Origin of the sequence: Phocaeicola dorei (assembly GCF_013009555.1) — a bacterium.
GTDB lineage: Bacteria > Bacteroidota > Bacteroidia > Bacteroidales > Bacteroidaceae > Phocaeicola > Phocaeicola dorei.
This window is the reverse complement of sequence record NZ_CP046176.1, coordinates 3,627,713-3,645,357: the sequence shown is the minus strand read 5'-3', so window position 1 is coordinate 3,645,357 and position 17,645 is coordinate 3,627,713. Positions and strand designations below refer to the sequence as shown.

The 17,645-nt window shown below is 44.1% G+C and carries 17 protein-coding genes and 1 riboswitch; of the genes, 6 read left to right on the top strand and 11 right to left on the bottom strand.

Going from position 1 to position 17,645, the window contains the following annotated elements:
* Nucleotides 1-135: 135 nt before the first annotated feature.
* Entirely contained in the window at nt 136-678 is a 543-nt protein-coding gene (locus GKD17_RS15555; protein ID WP_007832102.1) for a TlpA family protein disulfide reductase, read from the top strand.
* Between the two features lie 6 nt (nt 679-684).
* Entirely contained in the window at nt 685-1,491 is an 807-nt protein-coding gene (locus GKD17_RS15550; protein ID WP_007832110.1) for an N-acetylmuramoyl-L-alanine amidase family protein, read from the top strand.
* Between the two features lie 171 nt (nt 1,492-1,662).
* On the opposite strand, the gene GKD17_RS15545 is transcribed toward GKD17_RS15550, so the two are convergent.
* Together GKD17_RS15545 and GKD17_RS15540 are read right to left on the bottom strand one after the other, a co-directional pair.
* Entirely contained in the window at nt 1,663-3,237 is a 1,575-nt protein-coding gene (locus GKD17_RS15545; protein ID WP_007840057.1) for an Rne/Rng family ribonuclease, read from the bottom strand.
* A 238-nt stretch (nt 3,238-3,475) separates the two neighbouring features.
* Nucleotides 3,476-3,751 (bottom strand): HU family DNA-binding protein, encoded by a 276-nt coding sequence (locus GKD17_RS15540; protein WP_005839749.1) that lies wholly within the window; start codon nt 3,749-3,751, stop codon nt 3,476-3,478.
* 179 nt (nt 3,752-3,930) lie between these two features.
* On the opposite strand from GKD17_RS15540, the gene mutY reads away from it, so the two are divergent.
* From mutY to GKD17_RS15520, 4 genes are read left to right on the top strand one after another with little or no spacing between them, the layout of a single operon-like run.
* Entirely contained in the window at nt 3,931-4,989 is a 1,059-nt protein-coding gene (gene mutY / locus GKD17_RS15535) for an A/G-specific adenine glycosylase (protein ID WP_007832112.1), read from the top strand.
* Between the two features lie 14 nt (nt 4,990-5,003).
* Nucleotides 5,004-5,468: a single-stranded DNA-binding protein gene (locus tag GKD17_RS15530; protein WP_007832113.1), complete on the top strand. Its 465-nt coding sequence runs from the start codon at nt 5,004-5,006 to the stop codon at nt 5,466-5,468.
* A gap of 36 nt (nt 5,469-5,504) precedes the next feature.
* Nucleotides 5,505-6,863 (top strand): gliding motility-associated protein GldE, encoded by a 1,359-nt coding sequence (gldE, locus tag GKD17_RS15525; RefSeq protein ID WP_007840062.1) that lies wholly within the window; start codon nt 5,505-5,507, stop codon nt 6,861-6,863.
* Between the two features lie 8 nt (nt 6,864-6,871).
* Nucleotides 6,872-7,498, top strand: a complete 627-nt coding sequence (locus GKD17_RS15520) for a 4'-phosphopantetheinyl transferase family protein (RefSeq protein WP_007832116.1) — start codon at nt 6,872-6,874, stop codon at nt 7,496-7,498.
* A 176-nt stretch (nt 7,499-7,674) separates the two neighbouring features.
* Nucleotides 7,675-7,877, bottom strand: a riboswitch (cobalamin riboswitch).
* Nucleotides 7,878-7,969: 92 nt separating this feature from the next.
* Here the strand turns inward: GKD17_RS15520 and GKD17_RS15515 are convergent.
* The 9 genes from GKD17_RS15515 to GKD17_RS15475 form a co-directional block, all read right to left on the bottom strand.
* Nucleotides 7,970-9,751: a sensor histidine kinase gene (locus GKD17_RS15515; RefSeq protein ID WP_007846292.1), complete on the bottom strand. Its 1,782-nt coding sequence runs from the start codon at nt 9,749-9,751 to the stop codon at nt 7,970-7,972.
* Nucleotides 9,752-9,769: 18 nt separating this feature from the next.
* Nucleotides 9,770-10,459 (bottom strand): response regulator transcription factor, encoded by a 690-nt coding sequence (locus tag GKD17_RS15510; RefSeq protein WP_007832119.1) that lies wholly within the window; start codon nt 10,457-10,459, stop codon nt 9,770-9,772.
* Between the two features lie 196 nt (nt 10,460-10,655).
* Nucleotides 10,656-11,699 carry an asparaginase gene (locus GKD17_RS15505; protein WP_005839772.1) on the bottom strand — a complete coding sequence of 348 codons (1,044 nt, stop codon included), beginning with the start codon at nt 11,697-11,699 and terminating at the stop codon, nt 10,656-10,658.
* A gap of 669 nt (nt 11,700-12,368) precedes the next feature.
* Nucleotides 12,369-13,145 (bottom strand): tryptophan synthase subunit alpha, encoded by a 777-nt coding sequence (gene trpA, locus GKD17_RS15500; protein ID WP_007832122.1) that lies wholly within the window; start codon nt 13,143-13,145, stop codon nt 12,369-12,371.
* Nucleotides 13,142-13,759 (bottom strand): phosphoribosylanthranilate isomerase, encoded by a 618-nt coding sequence (locus GKD17_RS15495; protein ID WP_007832125.1) that lies wholly within the window; start codon nt 13,757-13,759, stop codon nt 13,142-13,144. The genes trpA and GKD17_RS15495 overlap by 4 nt, the downstream gene beginning before the upstream one ends.
* Nucleotides 13,760-13,771: 12 nt before the next feature.
* Complete coding sequence (gene trpC, locus GKD17_RS15490; RefSeq protein WP_007832126.1) at nt 13,772-14,560, bottom strand: indole-3-glycerol phosphate synthase TrpC; 789 nt, start codon at nt 14,558-14,560, stop codon at nt 13,772-13,774.
* 38 nt (nt 14,561-14,598) lie between these two features.
* The gene (gene trpD / locus GKD17_RS15485; RefSeq protein ID WP_005839783.1) at nt 14,599-15,594 is read right to left on the bottom strand and encodes an anthranilate phosphoribosyltransferase; all 996 of its coding nucleotides are present in this window, start codon (nt 15,592-15,594) and stop codon (nt 14,599-14,601) included.
* A 21-nt stretch (nt 15,595-15,615) separates the two neighbouring features.
* Complete coding sequence (locus GKD17_RS15480) at nt 15,616-16,206, bottom strand: anthranilate synthase component II (RefSeq protein ID WP_007832144.1); 591 nt, start codon at nt 16,204-16,206, stop codon at nt 15,616-15,618.
* Nucleotides 16,207-16,218: 12 nt separating this feature from the next.
* A complete protein-coding gene (locus GKD17_RS15475; protein WP_007832146.1) occupies nt 16,219-17,619 on the bottom strand; it encodes an anthranilate synthase component I family protein in 1,401 nt (466 codons plus the stop codon).
* Nucleotides 17,620-17,645 lie beyond the last annotated feature (26 nt).

Sequence of the window (17,645 nt, the reverse complement as noted above, 5' to 3'; positions counted from 1 at the left end):
CCAAATCATTACCTCATTTTTACCTTATCCTCAGAACTGCTTGCTAATAAAGTGGTTATAAAAATCTTCCAGAATTACATAAAAATGATGGAATAGCCTATCTTTGTAGCGAATATATAAAAATAGAGAATAACGATGAAGAAGTTTATGAGTCTGATGTTGCTGGTTTGCGCATGTTTGCTGAGCCAGCCGGTGAAGGCACAACAGGTTACTCCTGATAATGCTGGTTATATAGTAAAGGTAGGGGATATGGCTCCCGATTTTGAAATGGAGCTGACAGACGGACAGAAAGTAAAACTCTCTGATTTGCGTGGCAAGGTAGTGATGCTTCAGTTCACTGCCAGTTGGTGTGGAGTTTGCCGAAAGGAGATGCCTTTTATTGAAAAAGATATCTGGTTGAAACATAAGGATAATAAAGCGTTTGCTCTCTTTGGAGTGGATCGGGACGAACCTTTGGAAACTGTAGTGGCTTTTGCCAAACGTACCGGCGTGACCTATCCGTTGGCCCTTGATCCGGGGGCTGATATTTTTGCCAGATATGCGGATCGTAAGGCGGGTATCACCCGTAATGTGTTGATTGACAAAGCGGGCAAGATTGTCATGCTGACCCGTTTGTACAATGAAGAGGAATTTTCTTCTTTGTGCAAGAAGATAGATGAAATGTTGGGAGAAAAATAACAGGCAATGAGGGTATCGGTACTATTTGTTACATTTTTATTTTTTGTTCTATCACCGCTTCTGGCAAAGAAAAAGCCTCGTACCGGCAAGGAGTCTTTATTTGGAAAGGAGTATGCCACCTATCAGATTACATCTAATGAATTAAGCGGAGCTTGTTTTTATTTGGTGAGTGGGCACGGAGGTCCTGATCCTGGGGCCATCGGTATCTATCAGGGGCGTCAGTTGCATGAGGATGAGTATGCATACGATATTATTCTGCGGTTGGCACGTGAGTTGTTGTCACGCGGTGCGAAGGTACATATTATCATTCAAGATAAGAAGGATGGTATTCGTGACGGTCATGTCCTGGCAAACAGTAAGCGTGAAACTTGCATGGGAGACCCTATTCCCTTGAATCAGGTGGCTCGTTTGAAGCAACGTTGTGACTGGGTGAATAAACTATATCGGAAGGATAAGAGCAATTACAAACGAGCTGTATTTATTCATGTGGACAGTCGCAGCCAGGGACAGCAGACGGATGTGTTTTTTTATAACGCTCCTAAGAGTATAAAGGGCAAGCGGTTGGCCAACAACTTGCACCGTACCTTTGATAAGAAATATGACAAGCATCAGCCCAACCGTGGTTTTCGCGGGACGGTGAGTGAACGTAATTTGTATGTATTGCGTAATACTACTCCTGTAGCGGTGTTTCTGGAATTGGGAAATATCCGGAACAAGCGTGACCAACAGCGGCTGGTTCTGAAGAATAACCGTCAGGCATTGGCAAATTGGATTGCGGAGGGAATAGTGAAAGACTATAAGCAAGGCAAATAAAGTAGAGGCAGCAGATGGTCTGTTGTTTTGCCAGTTTTGTTGATGGTTGGGCAAGTTATAATCGGCAGAATGTGACAAGTTGTTCGAGTTTGTGGAATTTCGAAATCAAGCCTTGAATACCAAAGTAGTGAAATAAAGAAAGGGAGTGACTCACGATCACTCCCTTTTCTTTTACTTGATTTCAATTTCCTCTTTCATGTCTATCTCCTCACCGTGAACATCGGTGAACCGATATTGCAGGAAGGCCAGACTTTGGTCGGGGATAATCTTTATTCCGAATCCGTACTTCATTTGCCATTTGCGCTTCAGGGAAACCAGTCCCTGGTTCACGTATGCTGCGATGTACGGATGGATGTACAGCGTAAATCTCTTTATCTTCAATTTGTTGACTAGGTAATCAATCTTACTCTCCAAAGTATCCGTGAAAAGGATGGATGGCTTTATGCTACCTTTCCCGAAGCAGGTGGGGCAGGTTTCATTGGTGTTGACATCCATGGCAGGACGCACGCGTTGGCGGGTAATTTGCATCAATCCAAATTTACTGAGGGGCAGAATGTTATGTTTTGCTCTGTCTTTCTGCATGTTTTGGCACATACGTTCGTACAGTTTCTGCCGGTTCTCTGCTAGATTCATGTCAATGAAGTCAACCACGATAATGCCACCCATATCACGCAATCTTAACTGGCGTGCCAGTTCGTCGGCGGCACCCAGGTTTACATCCAATGCGTTAGCCTCCTGCCCGTTGGCAGATTTGGAGCGGTTTCCGCTATTGACATCCACTACATGAAGCGCTTCTGTGTGTTCAATAATCAGGTAAGCTCCACTCTTATACGAAATGGTTTTTCCGAAAGAGGATTTGATTTGTTTGGTAATACCGAAGTTGTCGAATATGGGAAGCTGACCTTTGTACAGTTTTACGATTTCGGCCCGTTCAGGGGCGATAAGTGATACATAATCCTTAATCTCATGGAACACCGTTTCATCGTTCACATAGATGTTCTCATAAGACGGATTGAAAAGATCGCGCAACATGGCTACCGTGCGGCTGGTCTCTTCGTATACTAATGCCGGCAGTTTGGGAGCCTTCTGTACTTTAGTGATTGTTTCTTCCCAATGTTTCAGCAAGACTTTAAGCTCTGCATCAAGCTCGGCCACCCTTTTGCCTTCCGCTACGGTGCGTACAATCACTCCGAAGTTTTTCGGTTTGATGCTTTGCAATAACTGTTTCAGACGGGCGCGTTCTTCGCTCGATTTAATTTTTTGTGATACCGAAACCTTGTCGTTGAAAGGGATTAATACCAAATAACGTCCGGCGAATGACAATTCGCAGGTTAGTCTGGGCCCCTTGGTCGAGATAGGTTCCTTTACAATCTGCACAATAACTTCCTGACCTTGCTGGAGGGTGGTTGAAACCGTCCCTTCCTTTTCGATATCAGGCAGCATAGTAGCTTTTGTGATGGGAAAAAGTTTTTTACGGTCGCTTAAAACTTGCTTCAGATACTTCTGATAAGAATGAAATTGAGGACCTAGGTCTAGATAATGAAGAAAAGCATCTTTTTCAAAGCCGACATCCACGAAACAGGCATTAAGGCCGGGCATCAGTTTCTTTACCCGTCCCAAATACATATTTCCCACATTGAAGGAAGCACTTCTCCCTTCTTTCTGAAATTCCACCAACGCTTTATCTTCAAGGAGTGCGATGGAAATCTCTTTGGGTTGTACGTCTACTACTAGTTCGCTTGTCACTTTTGTATTCTTAAATTGTTCACTTTCCTCATTAAACAAAGAACAAACCCGAAAGACTTTTGTTGCTTTGCAAGGTTTGTTCTTTATTTGTCGTCACAGACAGACTACAAATTATTTTTTGCTTTTATGTCTGTTCTTTCTTAGTCTTTTTTTACGCTTGTGAGTAGACATTTTGTGTCTTTTCTTCTTCTTTCCGCTTGGCATAGCTTCAAATTTTATGGGTTAATACTCTTGTTTATTATTTCTTTACTGATAATGTAAATGTCTTAGCTGGTTTAAATGCCGGAATATTGTGCTCCGGAATAATGATTGTAGTGTTCTTTGAAATATTGCGAGCAGTCTTCTGAGCTCTTTTCTTTACTACAAAACTTCCAAAACCACGCAGGTACACATTTTCCTCTTTAGACAATGAATCCTTTACTGTATCCATGAAAGCCTCAAGTGTGGTTAACACTGTCACCTTGTCAATACCGGTATTTTTCGTAATTTCGTTTACGATATCTGCTTTAGTCATTTCGCTAAATAATTATTGTTATACTTATATCTTAATTTTTTGGACTGCAAATATATAGCTTTTCTCCCTCTTTAAGAAATATATTCAGAATAAATTTCCTAAAAAAAGCATCTTCTTCCATTTTCTTGGTTTACTTTTGCGGAAATATTGCATAGAATGTACTTTTATATAATACTGATATGGAGAATTTTAGCAGAAAATTGATAGATTGGTACAGGGAAAACGGACGTGATTTGCCGTGGAGAAGGACAAAAAATCCTTATTTGATATGGATTTCGGAGATTATTCTACAACAAACCCGTGTGGCTCAGGGATATGATTACTATCAACGTTTCGTGACTCGTTTTCCTGATGTGTTCGCACTGGCTGCAGCCGATGAGGATGAGGTGATGAAATATTGGCAGGGGCTGGGGTACTATTCTCGTGCGAGAAATTTGCATGCTGCGGCCAGAAGGATGGCAGAGGCAGGAGGGTTTCCTGTAACATACGCCGGGGTGCGTGCTTTGAAAGGAGTGGGGGAATATACGGCGGCGGCTATTTGTTCATTTGCTTACGATATGCCATACGCTGTGGTGGATGGTAATGTGTACCGGGTACTGTCCCGCTGGTTGGGCATTGATACTCCCATTGATTCGACGGAAGGAAAGAAACTGTTTGTCCGGATTGCCGATGAGTTGCTGGACTGTGAGTGTCCCGGTCTCTATAACCAGGCTATCATGGATTTTGGAGCTTTGCAGTGTACTCCGGTGGCGCCCGACTGCCTGTTTTGTCCGCTAAGCGATTCTTGTGTGGCGCGCCTGAAGGGGATTGCCAGCTTTTTGCCTGTGAAGCAACATAAAATCAAGGTGACCAATCGTTATTTTAATTATATATATGTACGCATGGGCGCGTATACCTTTATACATAAGCGCAGCGGAAATGATATATGGAAAAATTTGTATGAACCGCCTTTGGTAGAAACAGATCGTGAATGGACGGAAGAGGAACTGTATGCATCGCCACAGTTTCGCGGGATGCTGTCCGGGGGAGAGGAGCCCATAGTGCGGCTGGTGCGGAAAGGGGTGAAGCACGTGTTGTCCCACCGGGTGATTTACGCAAATTTTTATGAAGTGATTCTCCCTGAGAATTCGGCTTCTTTTGCGAAGTATCAGAGAATAAGCGTGGAAGATTTGCATAAATTTGCCGTATCGCGTTTGGTGAATCAGTTTTTTTCGCTAATTTTGGAGCCTAATAATTAAAAAGGAATAATAGAATGTCAGTAAATAAAGTCATTTTGATTGGAAATGTAGGAAAGGACCCTGATGTGAGATATTTGGATACCGGCATTGCCGTTGCCACTTTCTCGTTGGCTACCACCGATCGTGCCTATACGTTGCAGAATGGAACACAGGTTCCCGAACGTACGGAATGGCATAATATCGTGTTATGGAGAGGGCTGGCTCAAACTGCGGAAAAATATGTCCGTAAGGGCGACAAACTCTATATAGAAGGAAAAATCCGTAGCCGTTCATACGATGATCAGAATGGTATAAAACGCACCATTGTCGAGATTTTTGCTGATAATATGGAGATGTTGACCCCGCGTAACGCCTCACAGCAACCGGGTACGGGATATGTGCAGGCACAAGCGGTATCCCGGCAGCAGATGTCTGCACAAGTAGCTCCGCAACAACAGCAAACTTCGGATAATAGCCTGACAGACGATTTACCTTTTTAAGTAAGAGAACTTGATGTTTAACTAAAACCAGATTCCTTGGACCCTGACTCGTATTTATGCCGCTTGGCGGATTTATTTGACGGTGTAACCGTAACGGCTCCTACCATAGGAGCCATCATAGCTATCTTATTAGCTGTTTTATTGTTGTATGCCTCAGGCTTTGTGTCTGCTTCGGAAATAGCTTTCTTTTCCCTTTCACCTGTTGATTTAAGTGAGATAGAGGAAGGAAAACATACTTCGGACAGGCGTATCAGCGCCCTGCTGAATGATTCCGAACGCTTGTTAGCGACTATTCTTATCTCTAATAATTTTGTCAATGTAACCATTATCATGCTGTGCAATTATTTTTTTGCCAGCACCATACACTTTGGAAATTCCGTGATTCTGGAATTCCTGCTAATAACGGTTGTCCTTACTTTTCTGCTATTGCTTTTCGGTGAAATCATGCCTAAAATTTATTCGGCACAGAACACGTTGAAGTTTTGCCGTAAGGCAGCTCCTGCCATTTCTTTTTTAAAGAAATTCTTTTCACCTTTGTCGGCATTGCTGGTCCGTTCTTCCTTTTTGGTGAACAGATGTGTGGCAAAAAGGAATTATAATATTTCTGTCGACGAGCTTTCACAGGCTTTGGAATTGACGGACAAGAGTGAGATTTCAGAGGAAAGCAATATTCTAGAAGGTATTATCCGTTTTGGTGAGGAAACGGCCAAGGAAGTGATGACTTCCCGGCTGGATATGGTGGACTTGGAAATCAATACCCCTTATTCCGAAGTGTTGAAATGCATCGTGGAAAATGCCTATTCCCGTATTCCGGTATATGCCGAATCGCGGGATAATATAAAGGGGATTCTTTACATAAAGGATTTGCTTCCTCATTTGGGCAAAGGCGACAACTTTCGTTGGCAAACATTGGTCCGTCCCGCTTACTTTGTGCCTGAAACAAAGATGATTGATGACCTTTTGCGTGATTTTCAGGCAAACAAGATCCATATTGCCATCGTTGTCGATGAGTTTGGAGGTACTTCGGGTATTGTTACAATGGAGGATATCATCGAGGAGATTGTGGGAGAGATTAATGATGAATACGATGATGAAGAGCGTACGTATGTGAAACTGAATGACCGTACCTATATATTCGAGGCAAAAACCTTACTGTCCGATTTTTATAAAATTATGAAAGCTGATCCCGCTCTTTTCGAGAAAGTGGAAGGAGATGCGGACACTTTGGCCGGGTTGTTGCTGGAAATAAAAGGGGAGTTTCCTGTATTGCACGAGCGGTTGGATTACGGGAATTATCATTTTGAGGTACTTGAAATGAATACGCGCCGCATTTTGAAAGTAAAAGTTATCATTGACCCTTCCCACTCCATGGAAATGGAAGAAGGAAAGAAATAGATTTTATCATGCCTTTATACCGTACTTATAGCGAAGGGGAATTTCTGCTTGGAATATGGAAGTCTGATGAAACAACGGAACAACTGCTGGCATCATTGGAGCATAAAGACTGGTATAGGGAGAAACTGGCTGTTTTTTCCGAAAAACGGAAGCATGAATGGTTGTCGGTACGTGTGCTGCTGAAGGCTTTGTGTGGAGAAGAAAAGGAGATAGCTTATTACTCTTCGGGAAGGCCTTATCTAAAGGATGGAAGCCGGTATATCAGCATCTCGCATACTCGCGGTTATGTAGCGGTGGCGCTTCATTCTTCCTGTGAGGTGGGAATGGATATAGAGCAGTATGGAACCAGAGTGCGGAAAGTAGCTTCCCGTTTTATTCGTTCCGATGAAGAGTCCACAATGATGGAAGGAGATGAAGTTTATGCTTTGTTGCTCCATTGGTCGGCCAAGGAGGCACTGTTCAAACTGATGGGAGTAGAGGAGGTGGATTTCATTCGTCATCTTCGTATTTTTCCTTTCAGCCTGTCGGAAGAGGGGGAGTTCGAGGCATGCGAATATCGTACAGGCCGGCAGGGACGTTACCGGGTCCGTTATGTCACTCATCCCGATTTTGTATTGACTTGGATTATAAAATAATGCTCAGGCGAATCACTTCGGCTGAGCATTCCAAATAAACTTGGCAGAGTTTACTTTAAAATAAATGTTCTTTTTACCTGATACTCTTTTCCGGACAGTGAAACGGAGAAAATAGCGGATGTGATTAAAGGCATCCCTTACGTTCAGTGTTCCAAGCTCTTTCCTCGAAAGCTTCAGATTTGATAAATGCACAGGCAGGTCTTCTGACTCGTTTCCGCTATAAGCACCTTCCCGGAAATTATCCCAGTGGTTATTGGCATTTTGCTTATGCGTTTAGTGAAACATACAGCAGCGGGACTGTTCAGGATTCTCACCTTGATTCCCTTTTAATCATTCACCTCGGAGGGGAGATAAATGAACCGATGCACCGCAAAGATACAGTTTATATTTAAGAAAACAATTATCTTTCTTTATTTTTTAGAGCCTGTTTAAATTTTGAAGAAAATTTAGAAACAGGTGCTTGTCATCTTCTCATTCTTTACTCAGTGTAAATATGAATTCCAGACCTCCACCGGGGGTGTTCTTGGCGAAAATGGTTCCTCCATGCAGAATGACAGCGTTTTTCACAATGGCCAGTCCCAGGCCTGTGCCGCCCAGTTTGCGTGAACGTCCTTTGTCCACCCGGTAGAAACGCTCGAACAAACGGCTTAGATGTTCGGGATCTACTCCTACGCCTGTGTCCGAGAAACTGAAATAGTAAAAACGTTCGTCTTCACGGAAACAGCGGATGGTTACGGAAATATGACTTCCTGCGTATGCAATGGCGTTGTCCGTCAGATTCCGGAAGATGGAATATAGCAGGGAAGAATTGCCTTGTACGGTCAGTCTTTCAGGCAGCATATTGTGGGCAGTGATCTGCTTTTCTTCCAGTTCCAAAGTTACTTCGTTCAGGATATTCCGCATCATGGTGGTGAGGTTTACCGGTTCTGTCTCGATCATGTTCGGAGCTTCTTCCATGCGGGTAAGTACGGAGATATCCCGTAACAGATGTGCCAGCCGGTTACTTTGTGCATAGCTTCTCTCCAAAAAAGCATTGATTTTCTCACGGGGCAGGGTAGGGTTGTTTACTATGGTTTCCAGATATCCCTGTATGCTGCTTACAGGGGTTTTCAATTCGTGGGCAATGTTCTGTGTCAGTTGTTTTTTCAGAAGTGCTTGCTCCTTTTCCTGAGTGATGTCATTGATGGAGATTTCAAAGCTGTCATCTTGAAAGATAATGCACTCCACGGCAAAGATACGTCCGTTTTTGTCTATGTTTAATGACATCCGTTTCTCTCCTTTGCCGATACTGCGTTCCTTGTTTTTTGTGATGAAACGGGTGATGGGCTGCAATTCGGGGATGGAGAAGATTTCTTCCGTAGAACTCAGATTTTTGTCTGAGATAAGGTTGGCATATTGTGTGAACAGGTTATTTACCAGAATCTCTTCTTTGCGGTGGTTGAATACGCCTAAACCTTCGTGCGAGATTTGGAGATGGGTGATCAGTTTCTCGCGTTCGATATATAAATCTTCTTTTGCCTGATGCAGACGTTTGTAAATTTGGATGATATGTTGGGATATCTCGCCCAGTTCGTTTTTGGGAAAGGTATCCTGCATATCAGTGTCTATCGGTTCATTGCGGTCGGCTTTCATGGCGAATTGTTGCAATTTGGTGATAGACATTCCCAATTTATGTGTGAACCGGTAGAATATAATTATTAATATCAGGCTGATTATCAGTGTAAACCATACATAATGGGAGTCTGCTTTCAAGTGTCTCATCAGACTGACATTATAGGGAAGGGCCGAACGAATGATATAGTCCAGGTTAGGATAATACTTGGCCGAATAGAAAAATTCACCGCCCAGGCTTTCCGATTGTCTGTTAATGGAATAGCCGCTGCCATAAGTGATGGCTTCTTTTATTTCCTGACGGTTATGGTGGTTCTCGAAGTGGCTGGGATCTTTTTCCAGATTATCATAAATTACAGTACCATTCTTGTTGATCAGTGTCACACGTAGATCTTCAAAGGTGTGTTCGCATACATAGTCGTCCAATTGTTGAATATTCAGCGTATCCCTGCCACGGAGAAAATCATTCAGGCGGTCGTTGTAATTCTGGAGTTGTGTGTTCAGCAGCTCTATTTTGTATTCCTTCTCCCTGCGATATTGGAATGCCATGAAACAGATGGCGAATGCTATGAATAAGGAGATTACCGACAAGAATAGTTTCTTGTTGAATGACAGGACGTGGCTGGATAATTCAATAGTCATGGAAAGGTACAGGTTAGGTTATTCGCATTCAAAACAGTATCCGTATCCTAGGCGGGTGACGATGCATTTTCCGTATTCGCCTATTTTCTTACGCAGGCGAGTAATGTTGACGTCAATGGTACGGTCCAGCACATAGACTTCCTCTTGCCATACTTTAGCCAGAATATCTTCGCGTGAGAATACGCGGCCTTTGTTTTGTAACAACAGCAACAGGATTTCGAATTCTTTTTTTGTCAGGGAAATTTCTATACCGTCTATGCTGACTTTCTTCTTGGTGATGTCGACTAAAAGCCCTTTGTATTGCAATTGTTCCTGCACTTCTTTTCCCTGTGTGGGACTGGTACGTCGAAGGACAGCCTTGACGCGTGCTATAACTTCGCGCAGTGAAAATGGCTTCGAGATATAGTCGTCGGCTCCCAGGTTGAATCCTGTCACAGTATCGTTTTCAGTATCTTTAGCAGTGATGAATATAATGGGAATAGAAGCGGTAGCTTTATTCTTTTTCAGCATGTTCGCCATTTTGAATCCTGAAATTTCTCCCATCATCACATCCAGCAACAGCAAGTCGTATTGGGTCAGTTCCATCTTCAGGGCTTCTTCGGCGGAGTTTGCTGTATCCACAAAATACCCTTCGTTTTCTAAATTGAATTTAAGAATCTCGCATAGATCTTCTTCATCGTCAACTACTAAAATGCGGTAATCGTTCATATATCCATCTTTTTAATACTACAAAACTAATCTTTTCTGATCAGCATTGCAAAGATGGAGCATTTTTATTACTATTTGATGAAACAAATATTACAAAAAGATTACATGTTATAAAATCGTTAAGTTTTCATCGCAGATTACACCATTTTAATGATTCTGTAATCATCCCGCCGGATAATAATTGGAACGCAATAAATTATGATTTCGTAAACTCTCCGGCTACTGGAATACTCATTTGGTAACGTATTTCTCTTTCACTTTTTCCGTGTCCCAAAAGGAACATCAGTTTGGTTAGAACGGATTCCACCGTACTGTCGTAGCCGCTGATGACCCCTGCGTCCAGCAGATGGAGTCCGGTTTCATATCTTCCCATTTCCACTGTTCCGGTAGAGCATTGGGAGATGTTGACAATGATGATTCCCCGTGAAGTGGCATCCCTTAGAAGTTCGATGAACCATGGCTTTTGCGGAGCGTTGCCCGAACCGTAGGTTTTTAATACCACTGCGCGTAATCCCGGTGTATGCAGGATATTGCTGATCATGTTTTCCTGGATGCCCGGGAAAAGGGTCAGTATAATTACATTGGTATCATAAAGATAGTGTGGTTTTAATGGCAGATTGGGATCGGCTTTGTGAATACGGTCATATTCATATTTTATGTGGATGCCTGCTGTCGCCAGCGAAGGGAAATTGTATGAACGGAACGCATTGAAATTCTCCGCATTTATTTTTGTGGTACGGTTTCCGCGCAACAGATGGTTTTCGAAGAAGATGCATACTTCGGGTACAATAGCAGTGCCGTTCGGATGTTTGGCAGCGGCTATTTCTATGGAAGTGATCAGATTTTCCTTTCCATCGGTGCGCAACATGCCGATGGGCAGCTGGCTGCCAGTCAGGATAACCGGCTTGCTCAGGTTTTCCAGCATGAAGCTGAGCGCTGAAGCGGTGTATGCCATGGTGTCTGTACCGTGCAGAATGACGAACCCGTCAAAATTATCATAATTGTATTTGATGATCTTGACTAACTTGGCCCACAAGGCAGGTTCCATATCCGAAGAGTCAATGGGGGGATTGAATTGGTAAGAGGAGATGCGATAGTTGAACCGCTTCAATTCGGGAACATTGTCTTGTAACTGGTCGAAATTAAAGGCTTCTAGTGCACCTGTCTCAGGATTTTCAATCATGCCGATCGTACCGCCTGTGTATATTAGCAAAACGGAAGGATATTCACTCTGTATCATGCGCTTCTCTTGTTTAATTTTGGCACAAAGATAGTAATTATGTATAAGTATGACAAAAATAAGAGGGAAAAATAACAAAATGTTTTCTCTATGGACCGAGGCTGGTTTTCCCGGATAGGGTGGGTGGAAGATATGGAAAGATTACGTGTAAGATTATATATCTTATGCTTGTAAGATATATAATCTTATGCCTGCAAGGTACTGTATCTTTCACCTTCATCGTACTGGCCTTTCAGGTGAGCTTTGAAGAGGAGGGCATTATGAGTGAATGCCGTAAACGCAGATGCAGACGCAGCAGACGCAGGCCCTTTTTTCTCACACACGTGCGCGTATAATACAAGGTGGGGAAATAGAATAAACTACCGTAAGGTGGAAGACCCTATTTTAGAGAAAATGAACTTTGAATCTGAAACTTGTACTTTCAACCGACAATAAAAGAGTCGTATTCACTCTACATTTGAATAAGGATACAACTTTTTTATGTTGTTCAGTTACAATCTGTATCTTTTTCAGAGCGTTCATCTTCGTTTTGACCTCCCTCTCTGATGACAGTTAAAACAGGTTATTAAAAATAGATACACATTTACATATACAATGTACGCGCACGTGTGTGAGAAAAAAGGGCCTGCGTCTGCTGCGTCTGCGTCTGCGTTTACGGGTTGTGGAAGATCAGTTTTTCAAAGCTTCCAGCAGCTTGTCTGCCGCTTTTTCCGCATTCCCGTTTTCCTCGTCCAATAAGGTCACGAATTTACTGCCGATGATGGCTCCTGCGGCATGAGCGGATGCGGTTTCGAAGGTTTGTTTATTGGAAATTCCGAAACCTATCATGCGGGGATTGCGTAAATTCATGTCGGCGATGCGTTGGAAATAGGCTTGTTTCTGTGCGTTGAAATCTTTTTGAGCACCGGTGATAGCGGCGGAAGATACCATATAGATAAAACCGTCGGTGTGTTCATCAATCAGGCGGATACGTTCTTCGCTGGTTTCCGGAGTGATGAGCATGATGATTCTCACATCCTGTTCCTCGGCTATGGAACGATATTCCTCCATATAATCTTTGAAAGGCAAGTCGGGGATAATCACCCCGTCGATTCCCGTCTCCCGGCAAGTGCGGCAGAAATCCTTGAATCCATATTGCATGATGGGATTGAGATATCCCATCAACACCAGCGGAATCTGTACTTCTTTACGGATATCTTTCAGTTGGTCGAAAAGAAGTTTCAGTGTCATGCCGTTTTTCAAGGCGCGGGTGGCGGCGTGCTGGATAACGGGACCGTCAGCCATCGGGTCACTGAAAGGAATGCCGATTTCAATCATGTTAATCCCTTTTTTTTCCAGGACTTTGATGGTGCTTGCCGTACCTTCTAAAGTAGGAAAGCCTGCGCAAAAATAAATAGAGAGGATGTCTTTTTGCTTGATACTGAATAACTGGTTGATTCTGTTCATTGTATTTTTTGTTTTAATTGGTTTATAAATGTGTGGACGGCGGCGGCGTCTTTCAGAGCCGGAGCAGTCTCGAATCCGCTGTTCAGGTCGATGCCTGCCCACTGTTCATGTTTGAACTGCAACAGAGAGGAAAGGCTGCCGGGACGGAGGCCGCCACTCAGCAGGAAAGGCGTTTTTCCCCGATAGGCTTGCAGGATATTCCAGTTGAAAGTTTTGCCGGAACCGCCATATCCGGAACAGGCAGTGTCGAAAAGAAAGTAATCGCAAATGCCCTCATAACAGCCGACGGGTCGCAGGTCAATTTCCCGTGCAATGGAAAACACCTTAATGATTCCTAATCCGGCGGCTTTTAATTTGCGGCATTGTTCCGGTGTTTCCCTGCCATGCAACTGGATATGGTGCAGACCGAATTCCTGTGCTTTCAGCAGGATGTTTTCGCTGCTTTCGTTGACGAAGACTCCGATCCGGCGGCATTGTTCCGGCAGGTATTCCGGACGATGTGATACGTGGCGGACAGACTGGGGGAAGAAGATGAATCCCATCCAGTCTGCTCCGGCTTGCTCTATGGCGCGTATGTTTTCGGGCTCGCGCATACCGCATACCTTGATAATCATTGTTGTTGCATCCTAACATTTCTCTAGTTTGGTTATAAATTCTTTTAAGGCTTCTCCAGGTGCGGGTGTTTTCATAAAGTTTTCCCCTATCAGGAAGCCTCGGAAGCCGGCAGCTCGGAGTTGTTTAACTGTTTCGGGGCTGGAGATGCCGCTTTCAGAGATCCGGAGCATTTCTTCGGGTAGTTTTTCCGCCAGGCGGAAAGAGTTTTCCACCTCTGTGTGGAAGCTTCCCAGATTACGGTTGTTGACTCCTACCATGTCAATGTTCTCGTCTATATATTCCAGTTCTTGCTCGTTGTGGATTTCCAGCAGGACTTCCAGTTCCAGTTCATGGGCTTTGAGGGCCAGGGCTTTGCATTGCTCTTTCTTCAAAGCGGCGGCTATAAGAAGGATAGCGTCCGCTCCTACGATGCGTGCCTGATAAAGTTGGTATTCATCTATAATGAAATCTTTCCTTAGAATGGGAAGTTGCACGTGGGGGCGTGCCGAACGGATATCTTTCAGAGTGCCGCCGAAGTATTTTTCATCGGTGAGGATGGAAAGTGCGGAGGCTCCGGCCGCCTCGTAAGCGGGAGGAATAGTATCTGCCTGTGCGTCTTCTTTTATCCATCCTTTGGAGGGGGAGCGACGCTTGAACTCGGAGATGATGCCGTAAGGAGAAGAGGCAAGACTGGCACGCATACTGATACGTGGCATGGGTTCGTTACAATTGTTTATCAGCATTTCTTTGCTGATGGCAGCCTTTTGCAGTTCGATCTCGATCTGCTTGCAGGCGATGATTTCTGTTAATATATCTGTCATTGTATGAGGCGTTTGGTAGTGGAATACTGGGTGTGTAATCAACTGTTCAGTTCCACAAATTTTTTCAATGTATTCAATGCTTTTCCGCTTTCCAATGATTCACGGGCGATGGCCACGCATTCTTCTATCGGTTTGGCCGGTTCCATGGCTTGTATGGCAAAAGAAGCATTAATCAGCACACAGTCTGTCTGGGCTTTGGTGGCTTTGTTCTCCAGTACGTTATTGAAGATTTTTGACGCTTCTTCGGGAGTGTTCCCACCATAGAGCTCTTCTTGTCTGGCAAGGGAGAAACCCAGTTCGGATGGCTTGTAGATGGTTTCGTAGCGATTGGTCATCACTTTGAATTCATCGGTCAGTGAGATTTCGTCGTAACCGTCCAGGTTGTTTACTACGGCAAAGCCAATGCCTAGTTTCTGGAATACGTTGGTGTAAAGGCGCATTTGCGGCAGATCGGCGACCCCTAGAAGTTGGTAAGCCGGAAGACATGGATTAACCAGCGGACCTAGCAGGTTGAATATGGTACGTACTTGCAGTGCTTTGCGGACAGGGCCTACACTTTTCATGGCAGGATTGAACAACTGGGCATGCATATAGACCATTCCACATTCTTCCATAGAACGGGTCAGCTTATCCGGATTATTAGTGAATTTTACGCCGTGTTGTTCGATGACATTGCTGGCTCCGCTGACGGAAGTCGCGCCATAGTTGCCATGTTTGGCAACATGATATCCGGCTCCCGCTACAATGAAGCAGGCGCAAGTAGAGATGTTGAAGGTATTTTTTCCATCACCGCCTGTACCTACAATATCAATAGGGGTGTAAGCGGAAAAGTCTATAGGTATGCGGGTGGTGAGCAATGCTTCACGGAAACCTATCAATTCTTCTACTTTGATGCCGCGCATTTGGAAAACGGTCAGCAGAGCGGCTATCTGTGCGTCGTTATACATTCCCCGGGTTATGTTGAGCAGCAAATTCTTTGCTTCTTTTCGGGTCAGTTCCTCGTGATTGAAGAGGCGGGATAATATAGCTTTCATATTTATTATGTACGGTTTGGTTTATGCGTTTAGAAAGTTGGCTATCATGGTTTTACCATCGGGGGTTAGTACGGATTCGGGATGAAACTGGATGCCGTGGATATCGTATTCTTTATGTTTCAATGCCATAACGAGACCTTCCCGGCTTACTGCGGTTATTTCAAGGCACTCAGGGAAACCGTCCGTATCTACCACCCATGAGTGATAACGTCCTACCGGCACTTCATCCGGCAGTCCGTTGAAAATGTAATCGGTTTTCTCTCCTTTGTCTTTTAATTGATTCTTTTTAATTGAGATGGGGGTCTGTACGCCATGAAATACTTCGCTCAGATTGGTCAGTTTGCCGCCAAAAGCTTCTCCTATGGCCTGTTCTCCCAAGCATACACCCAGAATCGGTTTCTTGCCGGCATATCTTTTAATTACTTCGAGCAGCAGGCCTGCTTCTGATGGAATACCGGGACCGGGTGAAAGAATGATTTTATCGAATTTTTCCAATTCTTCCAGTTGGAAAGCATCGTTACGTAATACGGTAACTTCGGCTCCCAGTTCTTTTACCAAATGACTCAAGTTGTAGGTAAATGAGTCATAGTTGTCTATAATTACTGTTTTCATAATGATTCGTTTTTACATTTGTTCTGCCAGGATGATTGCTTTTTTAAGTGCTCCCAGTTTGTTGTTTACTTCTTGTAACTCGTACTCTTCATTGCTCTTAGCTACGATGCCGCCACCGGCTTGAAACCATAGTTCGTTGTTGCGGCTGACGAATGTACGAATGGTAATAGCTTGGTTCAATGTGCCGTTCAGCCCGATAAATCCGATGCAACCTCCATAGGCTCCACGGCTGTGAGGTTCGTATTCGCTGATCAGTTGCATGGCTTTTACCTTCGGAGCGCCACTCAGAGTTCCGGCCGGGAAAGTATCAATAAATGCTTTGATGGGATTGGCTTTGGGGTTCAGTTCGCCACTGACCCGGCTTACCAGATGAATGACGTGGCTGTAATATTGAGCTTCTTTGTAAAATTCTACTTGTACATCGTGACAATTGCGGCTCAAGTCATTGCGTGCCAGATCTACCAGCATTACGTGTTCTGCATTTTCTTTGGGATCAGCCAATAGGTTGGCGGTGAGTTCAGCATCTATTTTCTTGTCTCCGTTGCGGCGGGTGGTTCCGGCGATAGGGTCGATGGTGGCACGTCCGTTTTCTATTTTACAGTGGGTCTCGGGAGAGGAACCGAAAATACGGAAGCCCCCGAAATCGAAGTAAAATAAGTAGGGGGACGGGTTGATGCTGCGTAAAGCACGGTAAAGTTTGAAATCATCTCCTTCGTAACGTTGGATAAAACGGCGTGAAAGGACGATTTGGAAAACATCACCGCGCATACAGTGGGCAATGCCTTTGCGGATGTTCGCCTTATGCTCTTCATCGGTCAGGGTGCTGGTAGTTTCGCCCACGGCACGGAAGTCGTAAGTGGTATAGTTACGGTTGTGGATTGCTTTTTCCACATAATCCAGATGGCTGTCCTCACCGTCCTGCAACATTTCCAGTAATAACATTTCATTGCGGAAGTCATTGAAGACGATCAGGTATTTATATAAGATATACAACATATCCGGAGCATCGTTCTTAGGGTCACGGCTGTCTTTTACATTGATATGTTCGAAGTAGCGTACGGCATTGAACGTGGTATAACCATACAGTCCGCAGTAGTTGTTGTATTCTCCGCTTACCTTGAAACGATTCAGAAAATCGGAGATCGCATGGTCTGCCCGGAAATGTTCGGTGATGGGATGTTCTTCCATGCTGCCGTCAGGGTAGGTGGCAGTGGCTATGCCATGGTTGATTCCGATGCTGGCTACAGGATTCAGTCCGATGAAAGAACGGTTGTTCTCACTTCCATGATAGTCGGAACTTTCCATCAGCGCACTCTGTGGGAAAATGTCGCGTACTTTCAGATAAGTACTGACCGGTGTATGTAGGTCACCCAGTATGGTTTTGTATCGGGTGGTATAGGTAAAAGTTTTCATTGTTTCTTTTCTGTTTATAGTTGTCC